The 20547-nt window shown below is 40.1% G+C and carries 18 protein-coding genes and 1 tRNA gene (1 of these 19 only partly in view); 13 read left to right on the top strand and 6 right to left on the bottom strand.

The genetic code is table 11. The annotated features are described in order from the left end of the window. Nucleotides 1–14: 14 nt before the first annotated feature. The gene (gene astB, locus LMH66_RS02410; protein WP_102528352.1) at nt 15–1349 is read right to left on the bottom strand and encodes an N-succinylarginine dihydrolase; all 1335 of its coding nucleotides are present in this window, start codon (nt 1347–1349) and stop codon (nt 15–17) included. 358 nt (nt 1350–1707) lie between these two features. On the opposite strand from astB, the gene topA reads away from it, so the two are divergent. Beyond that, entirely contained in the window at nt 1708–4371 is a 2664-nt protein-coding gene (gene topA, locus LMH66_RS02405) for a type I DNA topoisomerase (RefSeq protein ID WP_229368316.1), read from the top strand. A 299-nt stretch (nt 4372–4670) separates the two neighbouring features. Here the strand turns inward: topA and LMH66_RS02400 are convergent, their stop codons facing one another. Continuing rightward, complete coding sequence (locus tag LMH66_RS02400) at nt 4671–5456, bottom strand: hypothetical protein (RefSeq protein WP_102528354.1); 786 nt, start codon at nt 5454–5456, stop codon at nt 4671–4673. A 354-nt stretch (nt 5457–5810) separates the two neighbouring features. Between LMH66_RS02400 and cysB the strand changes: the two genes are divergently transcribed. Beyond that, nucleotides 5811–6785 carry an HTH-type transcriptional regulator CysB gene (cysB, locus tag LMH66_RS02395; RefSeq protein WP_102528355.1) on the top strand — a complete coding sequence of 325 codons (975 nt, stop codon included), beginning with the start codon at nt 5811–5813 and terminating at the stop codon, nt 6783–6785. Nucleotides 6786–6867: 82 nt separating this feature from the next. On the opposite strand, the gene purN is transcribed toward cysB, so the two are convergent. Continuing rightward, the gene (purN, locus tag LMH66_RS02390) at nt 6868–7512 is read right to left on the bottom strand and encodes a phosphoribosylglycinamide formyltransferase (protein ID WP_229368314.1); all 645 of its coding nucleotides are present in this window, start codon (nt 7510–7512) and stop codon (nt 6868–6870) included. Beyond that, complete coding sequence (gene purM / locus LMH66_RS02385; RefSeq protein ID WP_102528357.1) at nt 7513–8550, bottom strand: phosphoribosylformylglycinamidine cyclo-ligase; 1038 nt, start codon at nt 8548–8550, stop codon at nt 7513–7515. 241 nt (nt 8551–8791) lie between these two features. On the opposite strand from purM, the gene upp reads away from it, so the two are divergent. Further along, nucleotides 8792–9418 (top strand): uracil phosphoribosyltransferase, encoded by a 627-nt coding sequence (gene upp / locus LMH66_RS02380; RefSeq protein ID WP_102528358.1) that lies wholly within the window; start codon nt 8792–8794, stop codon nt 9416–9418. 102 nt (nt 9419–9520) lie between these two features. Here upp and LMH66_RS02375 read toward each other — a convergent pair whose 3' ends face one another. After that, nucleotides 9521–10840, bottom strand: a complete 1320-nt coding sequence (locus tag LMH66_RS02375; protein WP_102528359.1) for a Na+/H+ antiporter family protein — start codon at nt 10838–10840, stop codon at nt 9521–9523. A 415-nt stretch (nt 10841–11255) separates the two neighbouring features. Here LMH66_RS02375 and LMH66_RS02370 point away from each other — a divergent pair, with 415 nt between their 5' ends. Beyond that, on the top strand, nt 11256–11861 hold the full coding sequence (locus LMH66_RS02370; protein ID WP_102528360.1) for a peroxiredoxin: 606 nt from the start codon (nt 11256–11258) through the stop codon (nt 11859–11861). Between the two features lie 62 nt (nt 11862–11923). On the opposite strand, the gene rnt is transcribed toward LMH66_RS02370, so the two are convergent. Continuing rightward, complete coding sequence (rnt, locus tag LMH66_RS02365) at nt 11924–12601, bottom strand: ribonuclease T (RefSeq protein WP_102528361.1); 678 nt, start codon at nt 12599–12601, stop codon at nt 11924–11926. Nucleotides 12602–12739: 138 nt separating this feature from the next. On the opposite strand from rnt, the gene LMH66_RS02360 reads away from it, so the two are divergent. From LMH66_RS02360 to LMH66_RS02320, 9 genes are all read left to right on the top strand, one after another. Then, nucleotides 12740–13609, top strand: coding sequence for a flagellar protein MotY (locus tag LMH66_RS02360; RefSeq protein WP_102528362.1), 870 nt, complete (start codon nt 12740–12742; stop codon nt 13607–13609). 1525 nt (nt 13610–15134) lie between these two features. Further along, the gene (gene ybgC / locus LMH66_RS02355; RefSeq protein WP_102528363.1) at nt 15135–15536 is read left to right on the top strand and encodes a tol-pal system-associated acyl-CoA thioesterase; all 402 of its coding nucleotides are present in this window, start codon (nt 15135–15137) and stop codon (nt 15534–15536) included. Further along, nucleotides 15526–16215, top strand: coding sequence for a protein TolQ (tolQ, locus tag LMH66_RS02350; RefSeq protein WP_102528364.1), 690 nt, complete (start codon nt 15526–15528; stop codon nt 16213–16215). The genes ybgC and tolQ overlap by 11 nt, the downstream gene beginning before the upstream one ends. After that, entirely contained in the window at nt 16215–16640 is a 426-nt protein-coding gene (tolR, locus tag LMH66_RS02345) for a protein TolR (RefSeq protein ID WP_102528365.1), read from the top strand. The genes tolQ and tolR overlap by 1 nt, the downstream gene beginning before the upstream one ends. Before the next feature lie 4 nt (nt 16641–16644). After that, complete coding sequence (tolA, locus tag LMH66_RS02340) at nt 16645–17580, top strand: cell envelope integrity protein TolA (protein ID WP_229368311.1); 936 nt, start codon at nt 16645–16647, stop codon at nt 17578–17580. A 9-nt stretch (nt 17581–17589) separates the two neighbouring features. Continuing rightward, complete coding sequence (tolB, locus tag LMH66_RS02335) at nt 17590–18918, top strand: Tol-Pal system beta propeller repeat protein TolB (RefSeq protein WP_229368308.1); 1329 nt, start codon at nt 17590–17592, stop codon at nt 18916–18918. A 19-nt stretch (nt 18919–18937) separates the two neighbouring features. Then, nucleotides 18938–19489 (top strand): peptidoglycan-associated lipoprotein Pal, encoded by a 552-nt coding sequence (gene pal, locus LMH66_RS02330; RefSeq protein ID WP_229368306.1) that lies wholly within the window; start codon nt 18938–18940, stop codon nt 19487–19489. A gap of 63 nt (nt 19490–19552) precedes the next feature. Beyond that, nucleotides 19553–20278 carry a tol-pal system protein YbgF gene (gene ybgF / locus LMH66_RS02325; protein WP_102528369.1) on the top strand — a complete coding sequence of 242 codons (726 nt, stop codon included), beginning with the start codon at nt 19553–19555 and terminating at the stop codon, nt 20276–20278. 217 nt (nt 20279–20495) lie between these two features. Continuing rightward, nucleotides 20496–20547: transfer RNA gene (locus LMH66_RS02320), tRNA-Lys, on the top strand (it continues 114 nt past the right edge of the window).

Here is a 20547-nt window from a genome sequence, read left to right as displayed (position 1 = left end):
GAAATATATTGATATTACTTTTGGAACTGATAAACACTACCAAGTTTCAAGATTTGAGTGAGTTCATCCAATGCTGTACGTGATTCAATAATAAGTTGTGGATCTGCTAAATCTTTTACTTCTAAGCTGTCACGGTAATGCTTATCTACCCAAACATTGAGCTTATTGAATAACGCATCATTCATAAGTGTATGTTGATTTACTGCTGATACTTCTAATTCACTCATAGCAACACGTAGACGTAAACAAGCTGGGCCGCCACCATTTTGCATGCTTTGCTTTACATCATAATATTGAACTTGTTTGATAGGAGTACCTAACGTAACTAATTCATTTAGGTAGGCAAATACTGCAGGATTTTCTTGGCAGTTAGTTGGGGCAATGATTGCCATTTCGCCATTGGGTAGGGTGATAATTTGGGTATTAAATAAGTAGCTCTTAACTGCATCATTTATCGAGACTTGTTCAGTAGAAACTTTAACAAAGTGAACATCAGCATTCATTTTGCGTCGAATTTCTTCAAATTTCGCATCAGTATTTAAAAAAGCCTGTTCGTGATAGAACAACACATTCTGGTTACCTACTGAAATAACATCGTTATGGAAAACACCTTGATCGATTACATGAGGGTTTTGTTGGATAAAAACACTGCTTTCGTCATCCAATTGATGCAAACGTGCAACAGCTTGCGATGCTTCTAATGTTTGTCTAGCTGGAAACTTTGTCGGTTTTATCGCATTCGGATTTGTGGCTTCTTGGCCGTATACAAATAACTCAACACCTGAGTGACCGTAATCATTACACAGGCGAGTATGATTAGCCGCGCCTTCATCACCAAAACTTGCGTGTTCTGGTAAATGTTGATGATGTTTGAAGAAACGCTCGTCTTTAAAAGTCGCTTTGAGGATATTACCAGTAGTGATAGGTTCAATACTGCGGTGTAACTTGTCGACTAAGTTTGCAGGTGTGAAGTGAACTTTACCATCACGAGTATCAGCACTAGGAGACACTGTCGCTGCATTTGCGGTCCACATAGATGATGCACTACAACATGCATTAAGTAACGCAGGAGCATGCTTAGCGGCTTGATTAAGCACCTCAGCATCAGAACCTGAGAACCCCATACGGCGAAGTGAATATAAATCTGGGCGTTCTTGAGGAGCTAAAACACCTTGAATCATGCCTAAGTCAGCAAGAGATTTGGCTTTTTTCAGTCCCTGTTTGGCAGCTGACTTTGGATTTGAAGCTTGCGCAGCGTTGCTATATGAGGCTACATTACCAAAAGATAACCCTGCATAATTATGGGTTGGTCCGACAAGTCCATCAAAGTTCGCTTCGAAGTGCTTCATTTATTATCCTTAAATTTATTTATTATTGTTATAAAAATTGTTGTGAAAATGAGTTCATTTGCTGCTAGGCAATGCAAGAATACAGCCAGTATACTGATGAAATAGGCCTTAACAAGCGGTGACTTTGGTCGCAAAAATCGAAAAAGTGACTAAACATGCACAACTTTTACTTGCTAGACCATAAATAATGAAATATTACTTTTAATTAACGCAATATTATTTTTTGTCATTTTTTATAATTGATTAAAAAATGGCTCGCTGGGCACATAATAGAGGTATTTACTTGAAACATTCGTCTCAACACTCTATATATGGAACCAATTTAATCTATCAGAGACTTTTTGGCGCAAATTAAACTATGGGTAAATCGCTAGTTATTGTCGAATCGCCGGCCAAAGCCAAGACTATTAATAAATACCTTGGTAAAGAATTCATCGTTAAATCGAGTGTAGGGCACATCCGTGATTTGCCTACATCATCATCGCCTGACAGCAAGGTTGCGACTAAAACCCCTGCTGAAGTTAGGAAAATGGCCCCTGAAGAAAAAGCCAAGTACAAGCTACAACGCGATAAACGCGCATTAGTAGCCCGTATGGGGATTAATCCTGAAAAAGGCTGGGCAGCCAAATATCAAATATTACCTGGCAAAGAAAAAGTCGTTAAAGAATTAAAAGCACTTGCAGAAAATGCTGACCATATCTATCTCGCAACCGATTTGGATAGAGAGGGAGAGGCAATTGCTTGGCATCTACAAGAAATCATTGGTGGTGACGAATCTCGTTATCAACGTGTTGTCTTTAATGAAATTACCAAGTCAGCTATTCAAGATGCATTTAGTGAACCATCAGTACTAGATACTAATATGGTGAATGCTCAACAAGCGCGTCGATTCCTCGACCGTGTTGTGGGCTTCATGGTATCTCCGTTACTTTGGAAAAAAGTAGCGCGTGGTTTATCAGCAGGTCGTGTGCAATCTGTTGCTGTGCGACTAGTGGTAGAACGTGAAGGCGAAATTAAAGCTTTTGTTCCTGAAGAATTTTGGGATGTTCATGCCGATTTAGCCACACCTGAGCAGCACAAGTTAAAAATGCAAGTGGCTAAGTTTCAGTCAGCCGCTTTCAGCCCAATTAATGAAGCGCAAGCACAAGTTGCACTTGATGCATTGAAAGATGCGAAGTTTGTTGTCACAGGTCGTGATGATAAAGCCACTTCAAGTAAACCTTCAGCTCCATACATTACTTCTACTTTGCAACAAGCAGCGAGTACGCGTCTTGGTTTTGGTGTTAAGAAGACCATGATGATGGCACAACGTTTGTATGAAGCGGGTCATATTACTTATATGCGTACCGATTCAACAAACTTGAGTAAAGAAGCAGTTGAAGGCGTGCGAGATATGATTGGTTCTGAGTTCGGTAAGAAGTATTTACCTGAACAGCCACTTCGTTATGGAAGTAAAGAAGGCGCTCAAGAGGCGCATGAGGCTATCAGACCGTCGAACGTCATCGTTCAGTCAGCATCTCTAACTGATATGGAAAGAGACGCTCAGCGTCTTTATGAGTTGATTTGGCGTCAATTCGTCGCCTGTCAAATGATGCCAGCTAAATATGATGCGACGCGTTTAACTGTGACTGCAGGCGAATACGAGCTTAAAGCGAGTGGTCGTACGCTGCGATTTGATGGTTGGACGAAAGTTCAGCCGCCAATGGGCAAGAAAAACGAAGAAGACAATACGCTGCCAGCACTAGATAAAGGCGATGTATTAGATCTTAAAGATTTATTGCCAAAGCAACACTTTACTAAGCCGCCTGCACGATTTAGTGAAGCGTCTTTAGTTAAAGAGCTTGAAAAGCGTGGTATTGGTCGTCCATCAACGTATGCAACGATTATTTCGACGATTCAAGATCGTGGTTATGTCAAAGTTGAAAATCGTCGTTTCTTTGCTGAAAAAATGGGTGAAATTGTCAGTGACCGCTTAGTCGAAAGTTTCAGTGACATTATGAACTTTGACTTTACTGCGAGCATGGAGCAAACACTCGATGATGTTGCGCAAGGTAAGTTGGAGTGGAAAACTGTTCTTGATGGTTTCTACGGTGATTTAACTAAGCAACTAAAAAATGCTGAACTAGATCCTGAAGAAGGCGGTATGCGTCTTAACGAGATGGTACTAGCTGAAGATATCAAGTGTCCGACTTGTGGTCGCCCAATGGGGATCCGTACAGGCACAACAGGTGTTTTCTTAGGCTGTTCAGGTTATGCATTGCCGCCAAAAGAGCGCTGTAAAACCACCATGAACTTAACGCCTGGTGAAGAGGCTGTTAGCGATAACGAAGATGCTGAAACTGATGCATTACGTGCAAAACATCGTTGTGGCAAATGTGGCACAGCAATGGACAGCTATTTAATCGATGAATCTCGTAAGTTACATGTTTGTGGTAACAACCCGACATGTGAAGGTTATGAGATTGAAGCTGGTCAGTTTAAAATTAAAGGCTATGAAGGGCCTATCATTGAGTGCGATAAGTGCGGCAATGATATGGAACTTAAAAATGGTCGCTTCGGTAAGTATTTTGGTTGCACTAATACTGAGTGTAAGAATACCCGTAAACTGCTGAGAAGCGGTGAAGCGGCGCCACCGAAAGAAGACCCAATTTTCTTACCAGATTTAAAATGTACTAAATCAGATGCGCACTTTGTATTGCGTGATGGCGCTGCAGGTATTTTCCTTGCTGCAAGTACGTTCCCTAAATCTCGCGAGACAAGAGCGCCTTTAGTTGAAGAACTTGTTACTTACCGTGACCAATTATGGCCAAAGTATCAATTTTTAGCTGACGCGCCTGTGACTGATGATAATGGTAACAAAGCCGCTGTTAAGTTTAGCCGAAAAACTAAGGAGCAATACGTTGCGACTGAAGTTGATGGCAAGGCAACAGGTTGGTCTTCGAAGTTTATCGGCGGTAAGTGGGTAAGCGAGTCGGCAAAGAAAAAACCTGCTAAAAAAGCGGCTAAGAAAAAAGCCTCTTAATTTATCTGAACTGAAGCTAGTTTAGTTAGTATTTTAAAATGGGACCTTTGGGTCCCATTTTTTGTGCTTAAGATGTCAGCGGATTTTGTATGTCATTATAGGAAACTGTACTAGAAGTAATCATAGCACTAGGGATTGAGGAGTGCGCTTTATAAGCTAGAAGTTAAGTGTTTGGCTACATATGTATTCAATTTGAGATGCCTAGATAATGTAAGTTCTTGCGTAGCTCAACAAGCTTTTAATTTACGCAATAAAAAAGCCTCTTTCGAGGCTTTTTACATGAATAATGGATGCTGCTATTACCACTTCTTTTTAGGCTGAAACAGCATATCGATATCGTCTTCATCCTCTTTAGGCGCTTTAGCAATATCTGGGTTCAGTTGTTTTTGCTGAGAATTAATTTCTTCTAATAACTCTTTTGCCTCATCCACTTTGCGGCTAATAAATGGGTCGTTAGGTGTTTTAGCTTTAATGGCTTGCAATGTTGCCAATGCTTTTGACACCATTTGTTTAGAAGAACCAAACTGTTTAAGTGAGTTAGCGGCGCGAGAACGCGAAAGCATCGACTCGACGTTAATACGTAGTTGGTAGCTATCAATTCGATTTTCAGCTTCACCGAAGACTTGTGGGTCCAGCTTACCTTTGTTGTTCTCAGCTCGAATAATCGCCTTAAGCTTTTTAAGCATTTGCACTAGTTCTAAAATTTGTTTGTCATTGTCAGGCAAACGAAAATTTTCAATAGCTAATGCTTGAGATGGACTAGAACTGAGTGTCGTTATTTGGTTTTGAATATCAGCTAAACGGCGTTGATAGTCAGCTTGTTGCGGCTGGTTTTCTAGGTGAGTTAACGACAATTCCAGTGCTTCATTGATTCGCTTATAGAGCACTAAAATAACGCTGCTGGGAAATGATGCTAATCCAGTGTTAGATAAAACAGCTTCAGTTTCGTTGATGATTGCTCTATGGCGCTTTAATTCCATTCTGCGTTCAGCTTCAGCGCGTTCTTTTTGTTGCTGAATAACACTGATACCAATGATCAGGATAAAAAGTGCACCTAACAGGATCAATACCAAGGTAAAGGTCATATGGTTTCCGTTCAATAATTAATAGCAGAGTGGTTGAGTACCACTTTTATCTTATTTGTAGTTATATCTTAGCGCAAGACACAGCGAGTGTCGTAAAAAAGTTATTCAATTTGTTAAGAATTACTATAACTTTGGACTGAGTCCGCAAGGTTACCATTAGAGCCTTAGAACATGCAAAATTCTCAATCTCTTTATTACTGTTTGCATTAATATTTTAGATCGTATATAACATTTAGCTATAACGAGTCTTTTTATAAACAGTTTTAGTTCTATAATTTGTAAATTGATTAGTTTTATTAGAAGTCTTAAAAAACCAAATTCAAACTCTGTTTGGCATAAAGTAAAGGTCGTAGCATGAAATTACAGCAACTAAGATATATTGCAGAAGTGGTGAAACACAATTTGAATGTCTCAGCTACGGCTGAAGACCTTTACACTTCGCAACCTGGGATCAGTAAACAGGTTCGAATGCTTGAAGATGAACTTGGCATTCAAATCTTTGGTCGTAGCGGTAAGCACTTAACTCATGTGACACCCGCTGGCCAATTAGTGATTGATATTTCAAACGATATTTTAGGCAAAGTTGAAAGCATAAAAAAAGTCTCAGAAGAATATACTCAGCCAAATCAAGGTGAGTTGAATATTGCTACAACTGATACCCAAGCTCGTTACGCTTTGCCACAAGTGATTAAGCCTTTCATTAAACGCTACCCAAAAGTTAATTTACACATGCACCAAGGAACGCCTTCGCAAATTAGTGAACAAGCAGCCCGTGGTGATGCTGACTTTGCGATTGCCACTGAAGCGATGCACTTGTATTCCGATTTGATTATGCTGCCGTGTTATCACTGGAATCGCTCTATAGTCGTTACACGCGATCACCCTTTGGCCAATCGTAAAACGTTAACTATTGAAGATTTAGCTGAGTTTCCATTAGTCACTTATGTGTTCGGTTTTGATAAAGCCTCTGAAATTGAAAAATCATTCAAAAAAGCTGAACTTGAACCAAGAGTGGTATTCAGCGCCACGAGTGCTGACGTGTTAAAAACCTATGTTAGATTAGGACTGGGTGTTGGCGTGATAGCATCGATGGCAATCGATCCTGTGATAGATAAAGATTTAGTGGCAATTGATGCAAGACATTTGTTTGCTCACAGTACAACAAAAATTGGTTTTAGACGTGGTAGTTTCTTACGTAGTTATATGTATGACTTCATGTATAATTTTGCACCGCATTTAACTCGTGATGTGGTTGAAAAAGCGGTGGCACTGCGTGACCAACAATTAATTGATGAAATGTTCGCAGGGATGGACTTACCTGTTAGGTAAGCTTTTGAAAAAGCCAAATATCAAATAATAAAAAATCTCGCATTTGCGAGATTTTTTGTTTATGGCTTTATTCTAAATCGATTTAATCAGGCGCATAGCCATGAATACCAATCAATTGGTCGTCAAGATAGGCTTGATTTTCTAACATTTTAAGTCGATTTAAACTAAACCATTTAACCACAAGAGGGTAAATAGCATGCTCTTGCTCATGAACACGGCTAGATAATGTTTCTACAGTGTCGTCTTCATAAACTGGTACTTTAGCCTGTAAAATTACAGGTCCAGCATCCAGTTCTGGAATAACAAAGTGAACACTTGCGCCATGTTCTTTATCTTTTGCATCTAATGCTCTTTGATGGGTATGCAGTCCAGCATATTTAGGCAATAAAGAAGGGTGGATGTTCACCATCTGCCCAATATATTGACTAACAAATTCATCAGATAAAATACGCATAAATCCAGCAAGCACAATTAAATCAGGTTGATACTGTTCAATGGCTTGCTGTAAGCGAGAGTCGTACTGCTGACGGCTTTCATCCTTGCGAGCGATAACACAACTAGTATTGATTTCAGCGTGATGAGCACGGATGAGTCCGTAGGCATCAGGCTTGTTACTGATAACGCCAACAACTTCAGCGTCTACGTTATCATCGCAACCATCAATAATGGCTTGTAAGTTACTACCGTTACCCGAAATAAGAACGAGAACGCGACAGCATACAGGCATCTAGTTAATCTCCACTTGCTCTTCGTCACCTTGACGATTTGCAATTTCGCCGATTAACCAAGCATTTTCGCCTTCAGCTGTTAGCAGTGCTAATGCTGATTCTACTTTTTCAGCAGGAAGGGCGATAATCATGCCGACACCACAGTTAAAGGTGCGGTACATTTCGAATTGTTCGATGTTACCGTTTTCCATTAACCAGTCGAATACAACAGGCCACTGCCAAGAGTCACCTTTGACTACCGCTTTACAGTCATCTGGCAATACGCGTGGGATGTTTTCCCAGAAACCGCCGCCAGTGATGTGCGCCATTGCATGAACTTCAGTTTGTTCAAGTAACTTTAGTAAAGGCTTAACATAAATTTTAGTCGGTTCTAATAAGTGTTCGATTAGTGGCTTACCAGCGAGATCTTGTTGAGGATCCGCTTTGCTCACTTCTAATACCTTACGTACTAAAGAGTAACCGTTTGAATGAGGACCTGTAGAGCCTAAAGCGATCAATGCATCGCCAGACTTAACTTTTGTGCCGTCGATGATTGCTTCTTTTTCAGCAACACCAACACAAAAGCCTGCTAAATCATAGTCTTCACCTTCATACATGCCTGGCATTTCAGCAGTTTCACCACCGATTAATGCACAGCCTGACTGGTGACAACCTTCAGCAATACCGTTGACAACAGAAGTTGCCGTTTCTACATCTAACTTGCCTGTTGCGTAGTAATCTAGGAAGAACAAAGGTTCTGCACCAGATACGATTAGGTCATTTACACACATAGCAACTAAATCAACACCAACAGTGTCATGCTTTTTGTAATCAATGGCTAAACGTAACTTGGTTCCAACACCGTCAGTACCTGAAACTAATACTGGGTGTTTGTACTTCGTTGGTAATTCGCAAAGAGCGCCAAAACCACCTAGGTTGCCCATGACTTCAGGACGGTGAGTGCGTTTTACCGCAGATTTAATGTTATTGACTAATGCATTACCAGCATCGATATCAACGCCAGCGTCTTTATAGCTAAGTGGTGTAGGAGTGCTCACGGAGGATCCTCTAAGGTACATCGTTTTATGGGATTTTATGCGGCGCTATTCTATCAGCTTGTGATAGGCGTCGAAAGTCATGTTTCAGGTTTATCCGATTATGAAAACAGTTTTCTGTAATGGTTTTAGCTGTTTAGCGTGAGATTGGCTGCAATTATGAAACTTTATGTTTTATAAAGAGAATAAATAAACTAGAATTTGAACAATTTGCGAAAAATATCTCATCATTAGGAGTGCAAAAATGAAAGTCGTTGAAGTAAAACATCCGTTAATTCGTCATAAAGTAGGGTTAATGCGTGAAGCGGAAATCAGTACTAAGCGTTTTCGTGAGTTGGCTACAGAAGTAGGCAGCTTATTAACGTACGAAGCAACTGCAGACTTTGAAACAGAAACCGTCACTATTAATGGCTGGAATGGCCCTGTTGAGATTGAACAGATCAAAGGTAAAAAAGTTACTGTAGTACCTATTCTTCGTGCAGGACTTGGCATGATGGATGGCGTCCTTGAGCATATGCCTAGCGCTAAAATCTCGGTTGTGGGTATTTACCGCGACGAAGAAACGTTAGAACCTGTGCCTTACTTCGATAAGTTAGTAAGCAATGTAGATGAGCGTGTAGCAATTGTAGTTGACCCAATGCTTGCAACTGGCGGTTCAATGATTGCCACTATCGACTTATTGAAAAAACGTGGCTGTGTATCAATTAAAGCACTTGTGTTAGTTGCAGCCCCTGAAGGAATTAAAGCATTAGAAGCGGCGCATCCTGATATTGAACTATTCACTGCATCTATTGATGACTGCTTAAACGAGCAAGGTTATATTTTACCGGGCTTAGGTGATGCAGGTGATAAGATTTTTGGTACTAAGTAACTCAGAGTGTTAAATCACTCTACTTATTAAGAAGTTTGATTTAATAACTAAAAAGGAGCCATATGGCTCCTTTTTTATTGGGTGTTGTTAATTTTTAATCGACTACAGCACCATGGCTGCAATCCAACCAAAACCGATTAGCGGAATGTTGTAGTGAATAAAGGTCGGGATAACACTGTCACGAATATGATCGTGCTGGCCGTCAGCATTAAGGCCGGCTGTTGGTCCTAAGGTTGAATCTGACGCTGGTGAGCCCGCATCACCCAATGCTGCAGCTGTTCCCACTAATGCAATAGTGGCAGCAACAGAAAAGCCAAAGGTTAGTGCTAATGGCACATAAATCGTGGCGATAATTGGAATGGTTGAGAATGAAGAACCAATACCCATGGTAATCAACAAACCAACAACCAACATTAGTAATGCGGCTAAGGCTTTATTGTCACCAATGATGTCGCCAAGCGAGGTGACTAAGGTACTGACTTCACCGGTTGATTTAACCACAGCAGCAAAACCTGCAGCTGCAATCATAATGAAGCCAATGTTGGCCATCATTAATACACCTTGGTTGAACATATCTTGTCTTACATCAGGTTTTATAATGCCTGAGAAGCGGAAGATGATGAAACCGGTTAGTGCACCAAAAATCATTGAATCTGTTTGTAACTGAACCACTAAGGTAGCCAAAATTGCAATTAAAGAAATAATGATGGTCTTTTTATTAATGCCTACCACTTCTTGCTCTACTGTAATATCAGTGGCTTTATAAACGCGCGGCTTACGGTAGGTAATAAATACTGCAGTAAGTAGACCCGTTATCATACCTAATGCAGGCAGTAACATAGCCGCTGGGATTTGTTCTTTAACCGCATCTAGACCGTTGTTGTTTAAATTGGCAAGTAAGATGTCATTTAAGAAAATGCCACCAAAACCAACAGGTAGGATCATATAAGTTGTAACAAGGCCAAAAGTGATAATACACGCAACTAGACGTCTATCTATTTGTAGCTTGCTTAATACATGCAGTAATGGCGGAATTAAAATTGGAATGAATGCGATATGAATCGGCAAAATATTTTGAGAACTAATGGCCATTAACAATATTGATGCAAGTAATAGCCAGCGCACTACTAGAGTATTTGTGCTGTTTGGCTCTTTACCTACTTTTTTAATGATGTTGTGCGATATCAAGGTTGTTAAACCAGAATGTGATAAAGCGGCTGCAAACGCGCCAAGTAAGGCGTAACTTAACGCAATTTGCGCTCCGCCTCCAAGACCGTCATTAAAAGCTGCGATTGTCTGATGGATATCTAAGCCTCCAACGAGACCTGCAACAAGTGCACTTACAGTAAGCGCGATGACAACATTCACACGCATGAGACTTAATGCAAGCATTAAGGTGACAGCAATTACGACCGCATTCATATTAATTTATTCTTATTAAGTTTTGTTATTTGATAGACATAGTGAAGTTATTCTTGTCTGTATCAAAGGCCATGTCCAGTTTATCTCTAATGAGTTTACAAAAAGTGTAGGCATGTAAGGAGGTTTTTTCATTGATGTAACAAGGCCTGTCACTATGTTGAAATTAATCTTTTGTCTCTGGCCAATATCGTTCTGGCGTGTTTTTTCAGCATGTAAACCAAATTTCATCTTAAAAGACTTATTTCTTTAAGCAATTAGGGGTAAGGTATACCGCAAATATGCAAGGTACATTTTTTTATCAGGCAAAAGCAAATGTGTGAGCAACCTCGCATAATGCTTTTGTTTGGGTATAATGCTACTCAGTTTAACAGGCATTGTTTTTAAGTTTTTTTCAATCCATAGATGGAGATATAAAATGAGCGTATTAGTAGGCCGTCCGGCCCCAGATTTTACTGCCGCAGCGGTTCTTGGTACTGGTGAAATCGTTGATAGTTTCAATCTATCTACCGCGATTAAAGGTAAGTCAGCAGTTGTTTTCTTCTACCCACTAGATTTCACTTTTGTGTGTCCTTCAGAGTTGATCGCATTTGATCATCGTATTGAAGAGTTCACTAAACGTGGCGTTGAAGTTATCGGTGTTTCAATCGATTCTCAGTTCTCGCATCACGCTTGGAGAAATACTGCTGTAGATAAAGGCGGTATCGGTGAAGTTAACTACACATTAGTTGCTGACGTTAAGCACGAAATTTGTAAAGCATACGATGTTGAGCATCCAGAAGCTGGTGTTGCTTTCCGTGCATCTTTCTTAATCGACAAAGAAGGCCAAGTTCGTCACCAAGTCGTGAACGACTTACCACTAGGTCGTAACGTTGATGAAATGCTACGTATGATTGACGCGCTACAATTCCACGAAGAGCACGGTGAAGTTTGTCCTGCTGGTTGGGAAAAAGGCGATAAAGGTATGACTGCAACAACTGAAGGTGTTGCTTCTTACTTAAAAGACAATTCTGACAAGCTTTAATAGCGAGAGTTAGAAATCAAAAAAGCTGCCTAGGCAGCTTTTTTTGTGTCTTTAGATTGTGATTAGCTTTCTGAGTCTTCTTTTACTTCAACTTCGTCAGCTTCTTCACTCACCATTGGCCAACCACCTAATGTTTTCCATTTATTGACGATATAACAGAATAATTCAGCGGTACGCTCGGTATCGTATAAAGCTGAGTGAGCTTCTTTATTATCGAAATCTATACCTGCCATTTTACATGCCTTAGCAAGTACAGTATGTCCGATAGCGAGACCTGCTAACGTTGCGGTATCGAAAGTGGCGAAAGGGTGAAACGGAGAACGTTTCAAATCATTTCGCTCAATCGCTTTATTTATAAAGCCAATATCGAATGCTGCGTTATGCGCAACGATGATACAGCGGTGGCAGTCAGCGGCTTTTTGAGCCTTTTTGACATTTTTGAAGATTTCTAGGAATGCTTGTTTTTCATCAACCGCACCGCGTAATGGGTTAGTTGGATCTATGCCATTAAATGCTAATGCTTCAGGCTCAAGGTTTGCCCCTTCAAATGGCTCAATATGAAAGTGCTGGGTTTTATCTAACTCGATAAAGCCATCGGCATTCATTTTAAGGGTGGTGACCGCTATTTCTAGCAACGCATCAGTTGCGGCATTGAACCCGGCTGTTTCGACATCGATAACAACTGGAAAGTAGCCTCTAAAGCGGTGTTTGAATTTGTTTGCGTCGCAGATATCGCTCATTAAAAACCTCATTCTCTAATATGTCGGCTATTATGCTAAAACTGTGGCCAAGTGTCATGTTTGATTGTGTGATTTCTCTGCTAAAGAATAATAAAACTATGCCGATATAGAATTGTGATCATCAAACAGGGTGTTTTTATGTGGCGTAAAGCAATTCTTTTATCGAGCTTAGGCTTTGTATGTTCAGCACAAGCTGATCTACAACACTATGTTGCGTCTCTAGATGACTCAATGTGGCGCATCAGCCAAAACAGCCCAATTGAATGCCGCTTAGAGCATGATATTCCTGATTATGGTAAGGCTGTGTTTACGAGTCGAGCAGGTAAAGACTTAAACCTTAACTTTACCCTCGATATGTGGAACAAGCCTGATCAAGTGACAAATGCTGAATTGATCAGCAAAGCGCCTCAATGGCGTCCAGGGGTTAATGAGAAAGCTATTACCAAACTTAAGTATCAAAAGCAGTTTAATGGTGAAGTACCTAAACAAGCAGCTTGGTCTATGTTGTCTGAGCTAAGTAAAGGTATGCAACCGACGTTTTACTATGCTGATTGGTATAATCAAAATGATAAAGTCGCTGTTGGCTTGTCGGCTGCAAATTTTGGTGGTCAATACAGACAATTTCGTTCATGCCTATCAACCTTATTACCTTATGGTTTTGATGATATTGCTTTTACCGTGTTAAATTACGAGGAAGGCGGAACTAACTTAACCCGTTTTTCTAAACAGCAACTTAATCGTGTCCAAGAGTACTTATCCTATGACTCTGATGTTGAATTAATCTTTGTTGATGCATATACAGATAGTTATGGTGGACGCTCAATAAACCAAAGAGTATCTGAGCGTCGTGCAGACTCTGTTGCCGACTTACTCGTTGCCAGCGGCATTGAAGAAAGCCGTATTCATAAAACAGGCCATGGCGAAAGGCGACATGTCGCTTCAAATAACCTTGTTGAAGAAAGAGCGCGAAATCGCCGTGTTGTGATAAAAATATCAAAAAGCATTTAATCTTGCTGGCGAGATTTGGCTGATTTATTATTTGAAAGTACCCCAAGTCACTTTACTTAAAAAAAAATATAAAATATCTACGTATTGATCATGGTTTAGCAAACCCAGCTAAGCCATTTTTTATGCCTATCAAAAAGTGATTATTTGAGATTTTGTAAATGCTAAATTTTAGATAAAAAAAAGCCCGCTTAAAATAAGCGGGCCAAACAATTTGTATTCACAAATTCAAGGAAGGAAGTCAAGCATAAGAACCAGGGATAAGATGAGGTATTGGGGTACATCATCTTGGAGTTCTTGGTTTTCAATAACTAAATTAGCTATGTCCTGAAAACAAGATGTATATTAGAGATTTTACTCTAGTCTGACAAACTAGAAAAATTTCAGTTTATCATTAGTAAAACTAATATGACTTTTAAAGGGGGTTTTTACCGTAATCACATTAAAGTGTTCAAAATGGAATAAAATAAACTTTATAAGCGTACTGAGTGCATATTTAGTCGAATTCTGCCTTTTTAGCTATGATATACAATTGTTAAATCTCAGCATGCCAAGCATGATTGATAATATTTTTTGATATTTAATTTACTTTAAAAGCCTGTGTAATTAGGGGTGTTGGTTGAAATGGTGATGGAGATCACTAATTGATTGGGCTGTTCGATATTGGATAAGTTATCAAAGCGAATAATGTCAGTTCGTTTTGACTGTTTAACAATGAATTTGCTTACTAAATATTCAGTTGCCGTTAATTCTTGATTCAGAGGACTGATTTTATCTGTGTTGGTAGCATCTCTATTTACGAGGAAGCACGAGTTTATTATCGATAAAAGCAATAAATTAACTTATCCAAACTGATATTCTATATATCCAAAGCTAGGTACATACAAAGTTACTTCTACTCCAAGCGACTTACACGCAGAGTTGCTTATATTCGAAGCTTGTTAAATAGAATGCTTCTTAAATAGAATGCTTCTTAAAGAAAGCTACTTAAAGAAAGCGACTTAAATACAAAGCGACTTTAAAAAAGCTACTTTCAATATAAGTATAGAGAACTCGAAGCTGATTTTGCTAAATACCAATATTGATTACGTCACCAGAAAGCTCAAGCTTGCTGGAACCCCCAGTTTCTAATGGATGAAAACCTGTATAAATCGCCATCGAAAACATGGTCTAAAGATCAGCCTTGTTGTCATGATTAGTATTTATAAGTATACCCATGGATATTTGGGTGGGCTGAATGGCGCAGGAGATTGAGATAGAGCGATAGATTAATTAATGTGTTGCTGATAATTTGTCCATTCTTGAATCAAGCTTGCTTCAATATAAGTTAATAGAATGTAAATATATCAAGGGTTAACATTAAAGTTTCTTCATTTCTTACGCTTATGCCTGCAAAAGGGGTTTTTTAATGGCAAATTAAGCATCGAACCATAAAATAAAGCCTGCTTTACACAGTCATTTTGTTCACAAGCGTTGTGGTACTCGGTATAGTAAGCCATCTTTTATTACGCAAAATTCACAATCGCTTATTATGTTTACATGGCCTATTTCTATTTATTATGAAGACACCGATGCTGGTGGGGTAGTTTATCATTCTAACTACTTAAATTTCTTTGAACGTGCCCGTACAGAGTGGCTTAAGTCCATGGGAATCGTACAAAGTAAACTGTTAGCAGAAGATATTGCTTTTGTTGTTAAGCATGCTGAATTAGATTTTCGCATTGCTGCAAGGTTTGAACAGAACTTATTTGTTGAGTCTAAGGTCATAGAATTGAAAAAAGCCTCTTTGGTATTTAAGCAGCGTTTGCTTGATGATAAAGGCGACTGTTATTGTGAAGGCACTATTATTGTCGCTTGTATCGCGTTATCACGTATGCGACCAAGAGCTATCCCATTAAATATTGTGCAGGAGTTTAATCGTGCAAGCTGAAATTTCTTTTATCGGTCTTTTTTTAGAGGCAAGTGTTCTCGTTAAGTTAGTGATGCTAACTTTATTATGCTTATCTATCGCCTCATGGGCTGTGATTATTCAGCGCCGCAAGTTACTTAATAGTGCACGCGCTAAATCAGTGAAGTTTGAAGATACGTTTTGGTCTGGTGTAGATTTAAATAAATTGTATAAAGAATTGTCCGCTCGAAATGAAGGGGTTTCAGGCCTTGAAGCTTTATTTGTCGCAGGCTTTAAAGAGTATTCTCGTTTAAGTCAGGCTAATAGTAAGTCACCCGAAGCTGTCATGGACGGAACAACGCGCGCTATGCGAGTGAGTTTATCCCGTGAAGTTGAGCGCTTAGAAACCCACCTTCCTTTACTCGCTACCATTGGTTCTACTAGCCCATACATTGGCTTGTTTGGAACAGTATGGGGCATCATGAACTCATTCATTGCACTTGGCGCTGTTGAAAATGCGACTTTAACAATGGTTGCTCCAGGTATTGCTGAAGCTTTGATTGCGACAGCCATGGGCTTGTTTGCTGCTATTCCTGCAGTAATTGGTTATAACCGTTTCTCTACACAAGTTGAAAAGATTGAAATGGCACACGTTAACTTTATGGAAGAGTTCTCTAACATATTGCAACGCCAAGCCTACAGTGAGAAGGAAGCGGTGTAATGTATCAACGTAAGCGCCGTCGTCCGGTCGCCGAAATCAATGTTGTACCTTATATTGATGTCATGTTGGTGCTGCTGATCATATTTATGGTTACCGCGCCTATTGTTTCTCAAGGTGTCAAAGTTGAATTACCTCAAGGTGAAGCAGAGCCTTTGCCTGCTGAAAGTAAGCCACCGATTGTCGCGTCGATAGACGAATTTGGTGAGTACTTCTTAAATGTGGGCAGTGGCTCAAATGACGATCCACTTTCATTGGATGAAATATCAATTCAAGTTGGGGCAATGATATTGCTTGAACCTGAAAGACCTGTGGTTGTTAAAGCAGATCGCCGAATTCCATATGAAAATGTGATTCAGTTAATGGTCAGCTTGCAAGGCGCAGGTGTGCCAGCTGTTGGCTTAATGACTGATTCACCTAAGGAGTAATTTAGTGACTGCTAAATCTAAATTAACCTTACCCATTACCATTTCTGCTGGTGTTCATGTCGGTGTGATTGTGGCGTTAGCATTAGGCATTAGCTTTGATGATAAACCAAAGCATTTACCACAAGCACAGCAATCTGAGCCAATAGTGCAAGCAGTGGTGGTTGATCAGCAACGTATTAACGAACATGCCGAAAAATTGAAGAAGCAACGCGCTGATGCTCAGCAATTGGAGCGAGAGCGTCAAGCAGAGCTAGATAGACAAGCCCGCAAAGCGAAAGATGAAGTACGTAAAGAGCAAGAGCGTATTAAACAGCTTGAAAATCAGCGAAAGTTAAAAGAGCAAGAAACACTCAAAGCGAATAACGCAGCCAAAGCAGCCAAGCTTAAAGAAGCAGAAGAAAAAGCTAAGGCACAAAAAGCTGCAGATTTACGTAAAAAGCAAGAAGCTGAACGTCAAGCTGCTGAGAAAAAGGCCGCTGAAAAACGTAAAGCGGAAGAAGCTGCTGCGGCTAAAAAACGTGAAGATGAGCGTAAACGTAAAGAAGAAGCTGAAAGAAAGCGTAAAGCTGAAGAAGCGGAACGTGCTCGTCAAGAGCGTGAAATGGCGGAAGCGATGGCTGCCGAGCAAGTGGCGGTATCAGCTGCTCGTAGCAGACAGGTTGTAAGTGAAGTCAATAAATATACCGCTATGATTACATCTGCGATACAGCGACGATTAATTGTTGATGAGTCAATGCGAGGAAAAAGTTGCGTAGTCAATGTTCGCTTGGCTAAAGATGGCTTTGTTACTTCGAGTAAAACTGTAAGCGGTGATCCTGTGGTTTGCCGTGCGGCGAAGGCTGCAATTAACAACGCTGGACGTTTACCGGTTTCTTCTGAACCAGATGTCTATGAAAAAATGAAAGAAATTAATTTAACCGTATCACCGGAATTTAATTAAAGGAGTCACATGAAGATTTTGGCAAAATGGTTAACGATATTGGTACTTTTCACCAGTACTACCGCTAACGCAGCATTAGATATTGTTATTACTGAAGGGGTTGACGCCGCAAGACCCATCGCGATTATGCCTTTTGTTTGGCAGGGAACAGGGCCAGCACCAGAGCAGATCAGTGATGTCGTTAATAGCGATTTAGCTAGAAGTGGTACTTTTAGCCCACTTGATGCACGTGGGTTACCACAGGCCAATATTAGTACTGTTAAAGAGTTTGTTGCGACAGGTTGGGGCGATACTGAATCAGAAGCGTTATTAGTCGGCTCGATAAAACCATATGGTACTAATCAATATTTAGTTAGCTTCGATCTGATTGATTTAGTGAAAGCTCAACTGCAAACTGATAAAGGTCCAATGCCATCAAGCGATTTATTGCTGGAAAGTCGTGAAACTGTCATTAGTGAAGCACAGTTTAGACAATATGGTCACCGTATCAGCGACATCGTTTATGAGAAACTCACAGGCATTCGTGGTGCTTTCTTAAGTCGAGTTGCTTACGTTGTTGTCAAACAAGGTGAAAAATCACCATATCATTTGATGATTTCTGATTATGACGGGTATCACGAGCAAATGTTGCTACGTTCTCCTGAACCTTTAATGTCACCTGCTTGGTCACCTGATGGCCGTCGTTTAGCTTATGTGAGTTTTGAAAACCGTAAAGCGGAAATTTTTGTTCAGGATATTTATACCCAAGAGCGAGTAAAAGTTAGCTCTCATAATGGCATTAATGGTGCACCTAGCTTTTCTCCAGATGGTAAAAAACTTGCTGTTACCTTATCTAAAGATGGTCAGCCAGAAATCTATGTTATTGATATTGCCACGAGAGCATTAAAACGTGTGACTAATCATTATGCCATTGATACCGAAGCTTCTTGGATGCCTGATGGTCAATCGCTAATTTTTACGTCTGAACGTGGCGGCAAACCACAAATATATCAAGTAAAATTAAGCACAGGTAAAATATCACGCGTCACATTTGAAGGAGAGTGGAACCTAGGTGGTACTATTACTCCAGATGGTCGTAGTATGATTTTTGTTAACCGTACTAATGGTAAATACAATATTGCGAGAATGGATCTTAAAACTCGCTTTATGCAAGTGCTGACTTCGACTCAACTTGATGAATCACCGAGTATTGCACCAAATGGAACCATGGTTATCTATGGTACTACTTACCGCGGTAAACAAGTGTTAGCAGCGGTATCTATGGATGGACGATTTAAAGCAAGACTACCAGCGGGCCAAGGCGAAGTGAAATCGCCTGCCTGGTCTCCATTTCTATAAAATTAATTAAGGATTACCCATGAATCTGAATAAGTTGTTTAAAGCTATGTTAGTTGTTGTACCTGTTATGGCATTAGGTGCATGTAGCACAACTTCAGAATCTGAAACTGACGCGAGTGGTTCTACAAGTGGTACTACTACCACGACAACTGGCGGTGAATATGGTTCTGGTGGTGTTGAAACTGGTGGCGTTGCACCTATTTTAACCCCTGAAGAGCAGCAACGTGTTGAGCAAGAAGAATTACGCGCTCAAAACATTATTTACTTTGACTTCGACCGCAGTGAAGTGCAAAGCGAAAATGCTGCAATTATCCAAGCACACGGTAACTACTTAGTTGAACACCCAAACGTTCGAGTACTTATTGAGGGTCATGCAGATGAGCGTGGTACGCCTGAGTACAACATCGCTTTAGGTGAGCGCCGTGCCAAAGCCATTGCTAAGTACTTACAAAGCATGGGCGTTCAAGCAAGCCAAATGAGCGTAGTGAGCTATGGTGAAGAAAAGCCATTAGATTTTTCTCGCTCAGAAAGTGGTTTTGCTAAAAACCGTCGTGGTGTTTTAGTTTATTAATAACGTTAAAAGAACTGACGTTTACGGAAGGCCAGCCTAGCTGGCCAGTTTAGGAGTTTATTGATGAAACATGCTGTTTTAGTTGCTGCAATGTTTGTAGCTGCAGGCGCCACAGCGGCACCTGCACCAGTACAAGATATTGCTAGTGGGTCAAATGATGATCGAATTTCTCGTTTAGAGCGTATTATTAAAGCGAAACAACAAACTGAATTTGAAGCACAACAACGTTTAGATGCATTACAACGTGAAGTTCTCGATTTGCGTGGCATTAATGAGCAGCAAGATTACCAAATTAGTCAAATGCTTCAACGTCAACGTCAGCTCTACGAAGAAATTGCCAATTTATCAGCAAGTGCAGCGTCAACAACAGTTACTGTTGCAGATTCAAGTGCAGGTTCTTCATCAAACTCGACGCTAGGTGAAACGGCAAGCTATGAGCAAGCGGTTAATTTAGTATTGAAAGAAAGAAAGTACGATGAAGCGATTCCTGCCTTCAGTGGTTTTATTAAACAATACCCAGATTCCACTTATGCAGCGAATGCTAATTATTGGCTTGGTCAGTTATTATTTAATAAAGGAACGTTTGCTGAAGCTAAGCAAGCTTTTGATACTGTAGTGACAAAATACCCTAATTCTAATAAGCGTGGTGATAGTTTAGTCAAGCTAGGCATGATCGCAGAGAAAGAAGGTGATAGTGCTACAGCAAAGACTTTCTATAACCGTGTATTAAAAGAATATGCCAATAGTGCCTCCGCTCGACTAGCACAACAACAACTGTCGGCTTTATAAGCCTAATTTAACTAAAAAACAGCCTCTTAGTTTATTTTTAGTGCAAACGGCAAAAAAACCATAAATTGCGCTTGCATGAGAAGATGAAAAAGGTATTATAGGCGCCCTCAGAACGGAGCGACGTTCTGGGGTCATTAAACAGGTTAGATTAACTTATTTTGATGACAGATTGATTGAACTCTATTTATAGTCTTCACTTAATCTAATTAACAAAGATGGGTCGTTAGCTCAGTTGGTAGAGCAGTTGGCTTTTAACCAATTGGTCGAAG

It is taken from the genome of Shewanella sp. 10N.7 (assembly GCF_020806285.1).
GTDB classification, from domain to species: domain Bacteria; phylum Pseudomonadota; class Gammaproteobacteria; order Enterobacterales; family Shewanellaceae; genus Shewanella; species Shewanella electrodiphila.
The sequence above is the reverse complement of the archived record's forward strand: the minus strand, read 5'-3'. Positions and strand labels throughout refer to the sequence as shown.

Coding starts and splice junctions, on each gene's coding strand:
- topA (WP_229368316.1), top strand. CDS start 1,708: ATGGGTAAATCGCTAGTTATTGTCGAATCGCCGGCCAAAGCCAAGACT.
- rnt (WP_102528361.1), bottom strand. CDS start 12,601: ATGAGCGATATCTGCGACGCAAACAAATTCAAACACCGCTTTAGAGGC.
- astB (WP_102528352.1), bottom strand. CDS start 1,349: ATGAAGCACTTCGAAGCGAACTTTGATGGACTTGTCGGACCAACCCAT.
- LMH66_RS02375 (WP_102528359.1), bottom strand. CDS start 10,840: ATGAATGCGGTCGTAATTGCTGTCACCTTAATGCTTGCATTAAGTCTC.
- upp (WP_102528358.1), top strand. CDS start 8,792: ATGAAAGTCGTTGAAGTAAAACATCCGTTAATTCGTCATAAAGTAGGG.
- purN (WP_229368314.1), bottom strand. CDS start 7,512: ATGCCTGTATGCTGTCGCGTTCTCGTTCTTATTTCGGGTAACGGTAGT.
- pal (WP_229368306.1), top strand. CDS start 18,938: ATGAATCTGAATAAGTTGTTTAAAGCTATGTTAGTTGTTGTACCTGTT.
- LMH66_RS02370 (WP_102528360.1), top strand. CDS start 11,256: ATGAGCGTATTAGTAGGCCGTCCGGCCCCAGATTTTACTGCCGCAGCG.
- ybgF (WP_102528369.1), top strand. CDS start 19,553: ATGAAACATGCTGTTTTAGTTGCTGCAATGTTTGTAGCTGCAGGCGCC.
- LMH66_RS02360 (WP_102528362.1), top strand. CDS start 12,740: ATGTGGCGTAAAGCAATTCTTTTATCGAGCTTAGGCTTTGTATGTTCA.
- tolR (WP_102528365.1), top strand. CDS start 16,215: ATGTATCAACGTAAGCGCCGTCGTCCGGTCGCCGAAATCAATGTTGTA.
- tolB (WP_229368308.1), top strand. CDS start 17,590: ATGAAGATTTTGGCAAAATGGTTAACGATATTGGTACTTTTCACCAGT.
- cysB (WP_102528355.1), top strand. CDS start 5,811: ATGAAATTACAGCAACTAAGATATATTGCAGAAGTGGTGAAACACAAT.
- LMH66_RS02400 (WP_102528354.1), bottom strand. CDS start 5,456: ATGACCTTTACCTTGGTATTGATCCTGTTAGGTGCACTTTTTATCCTG.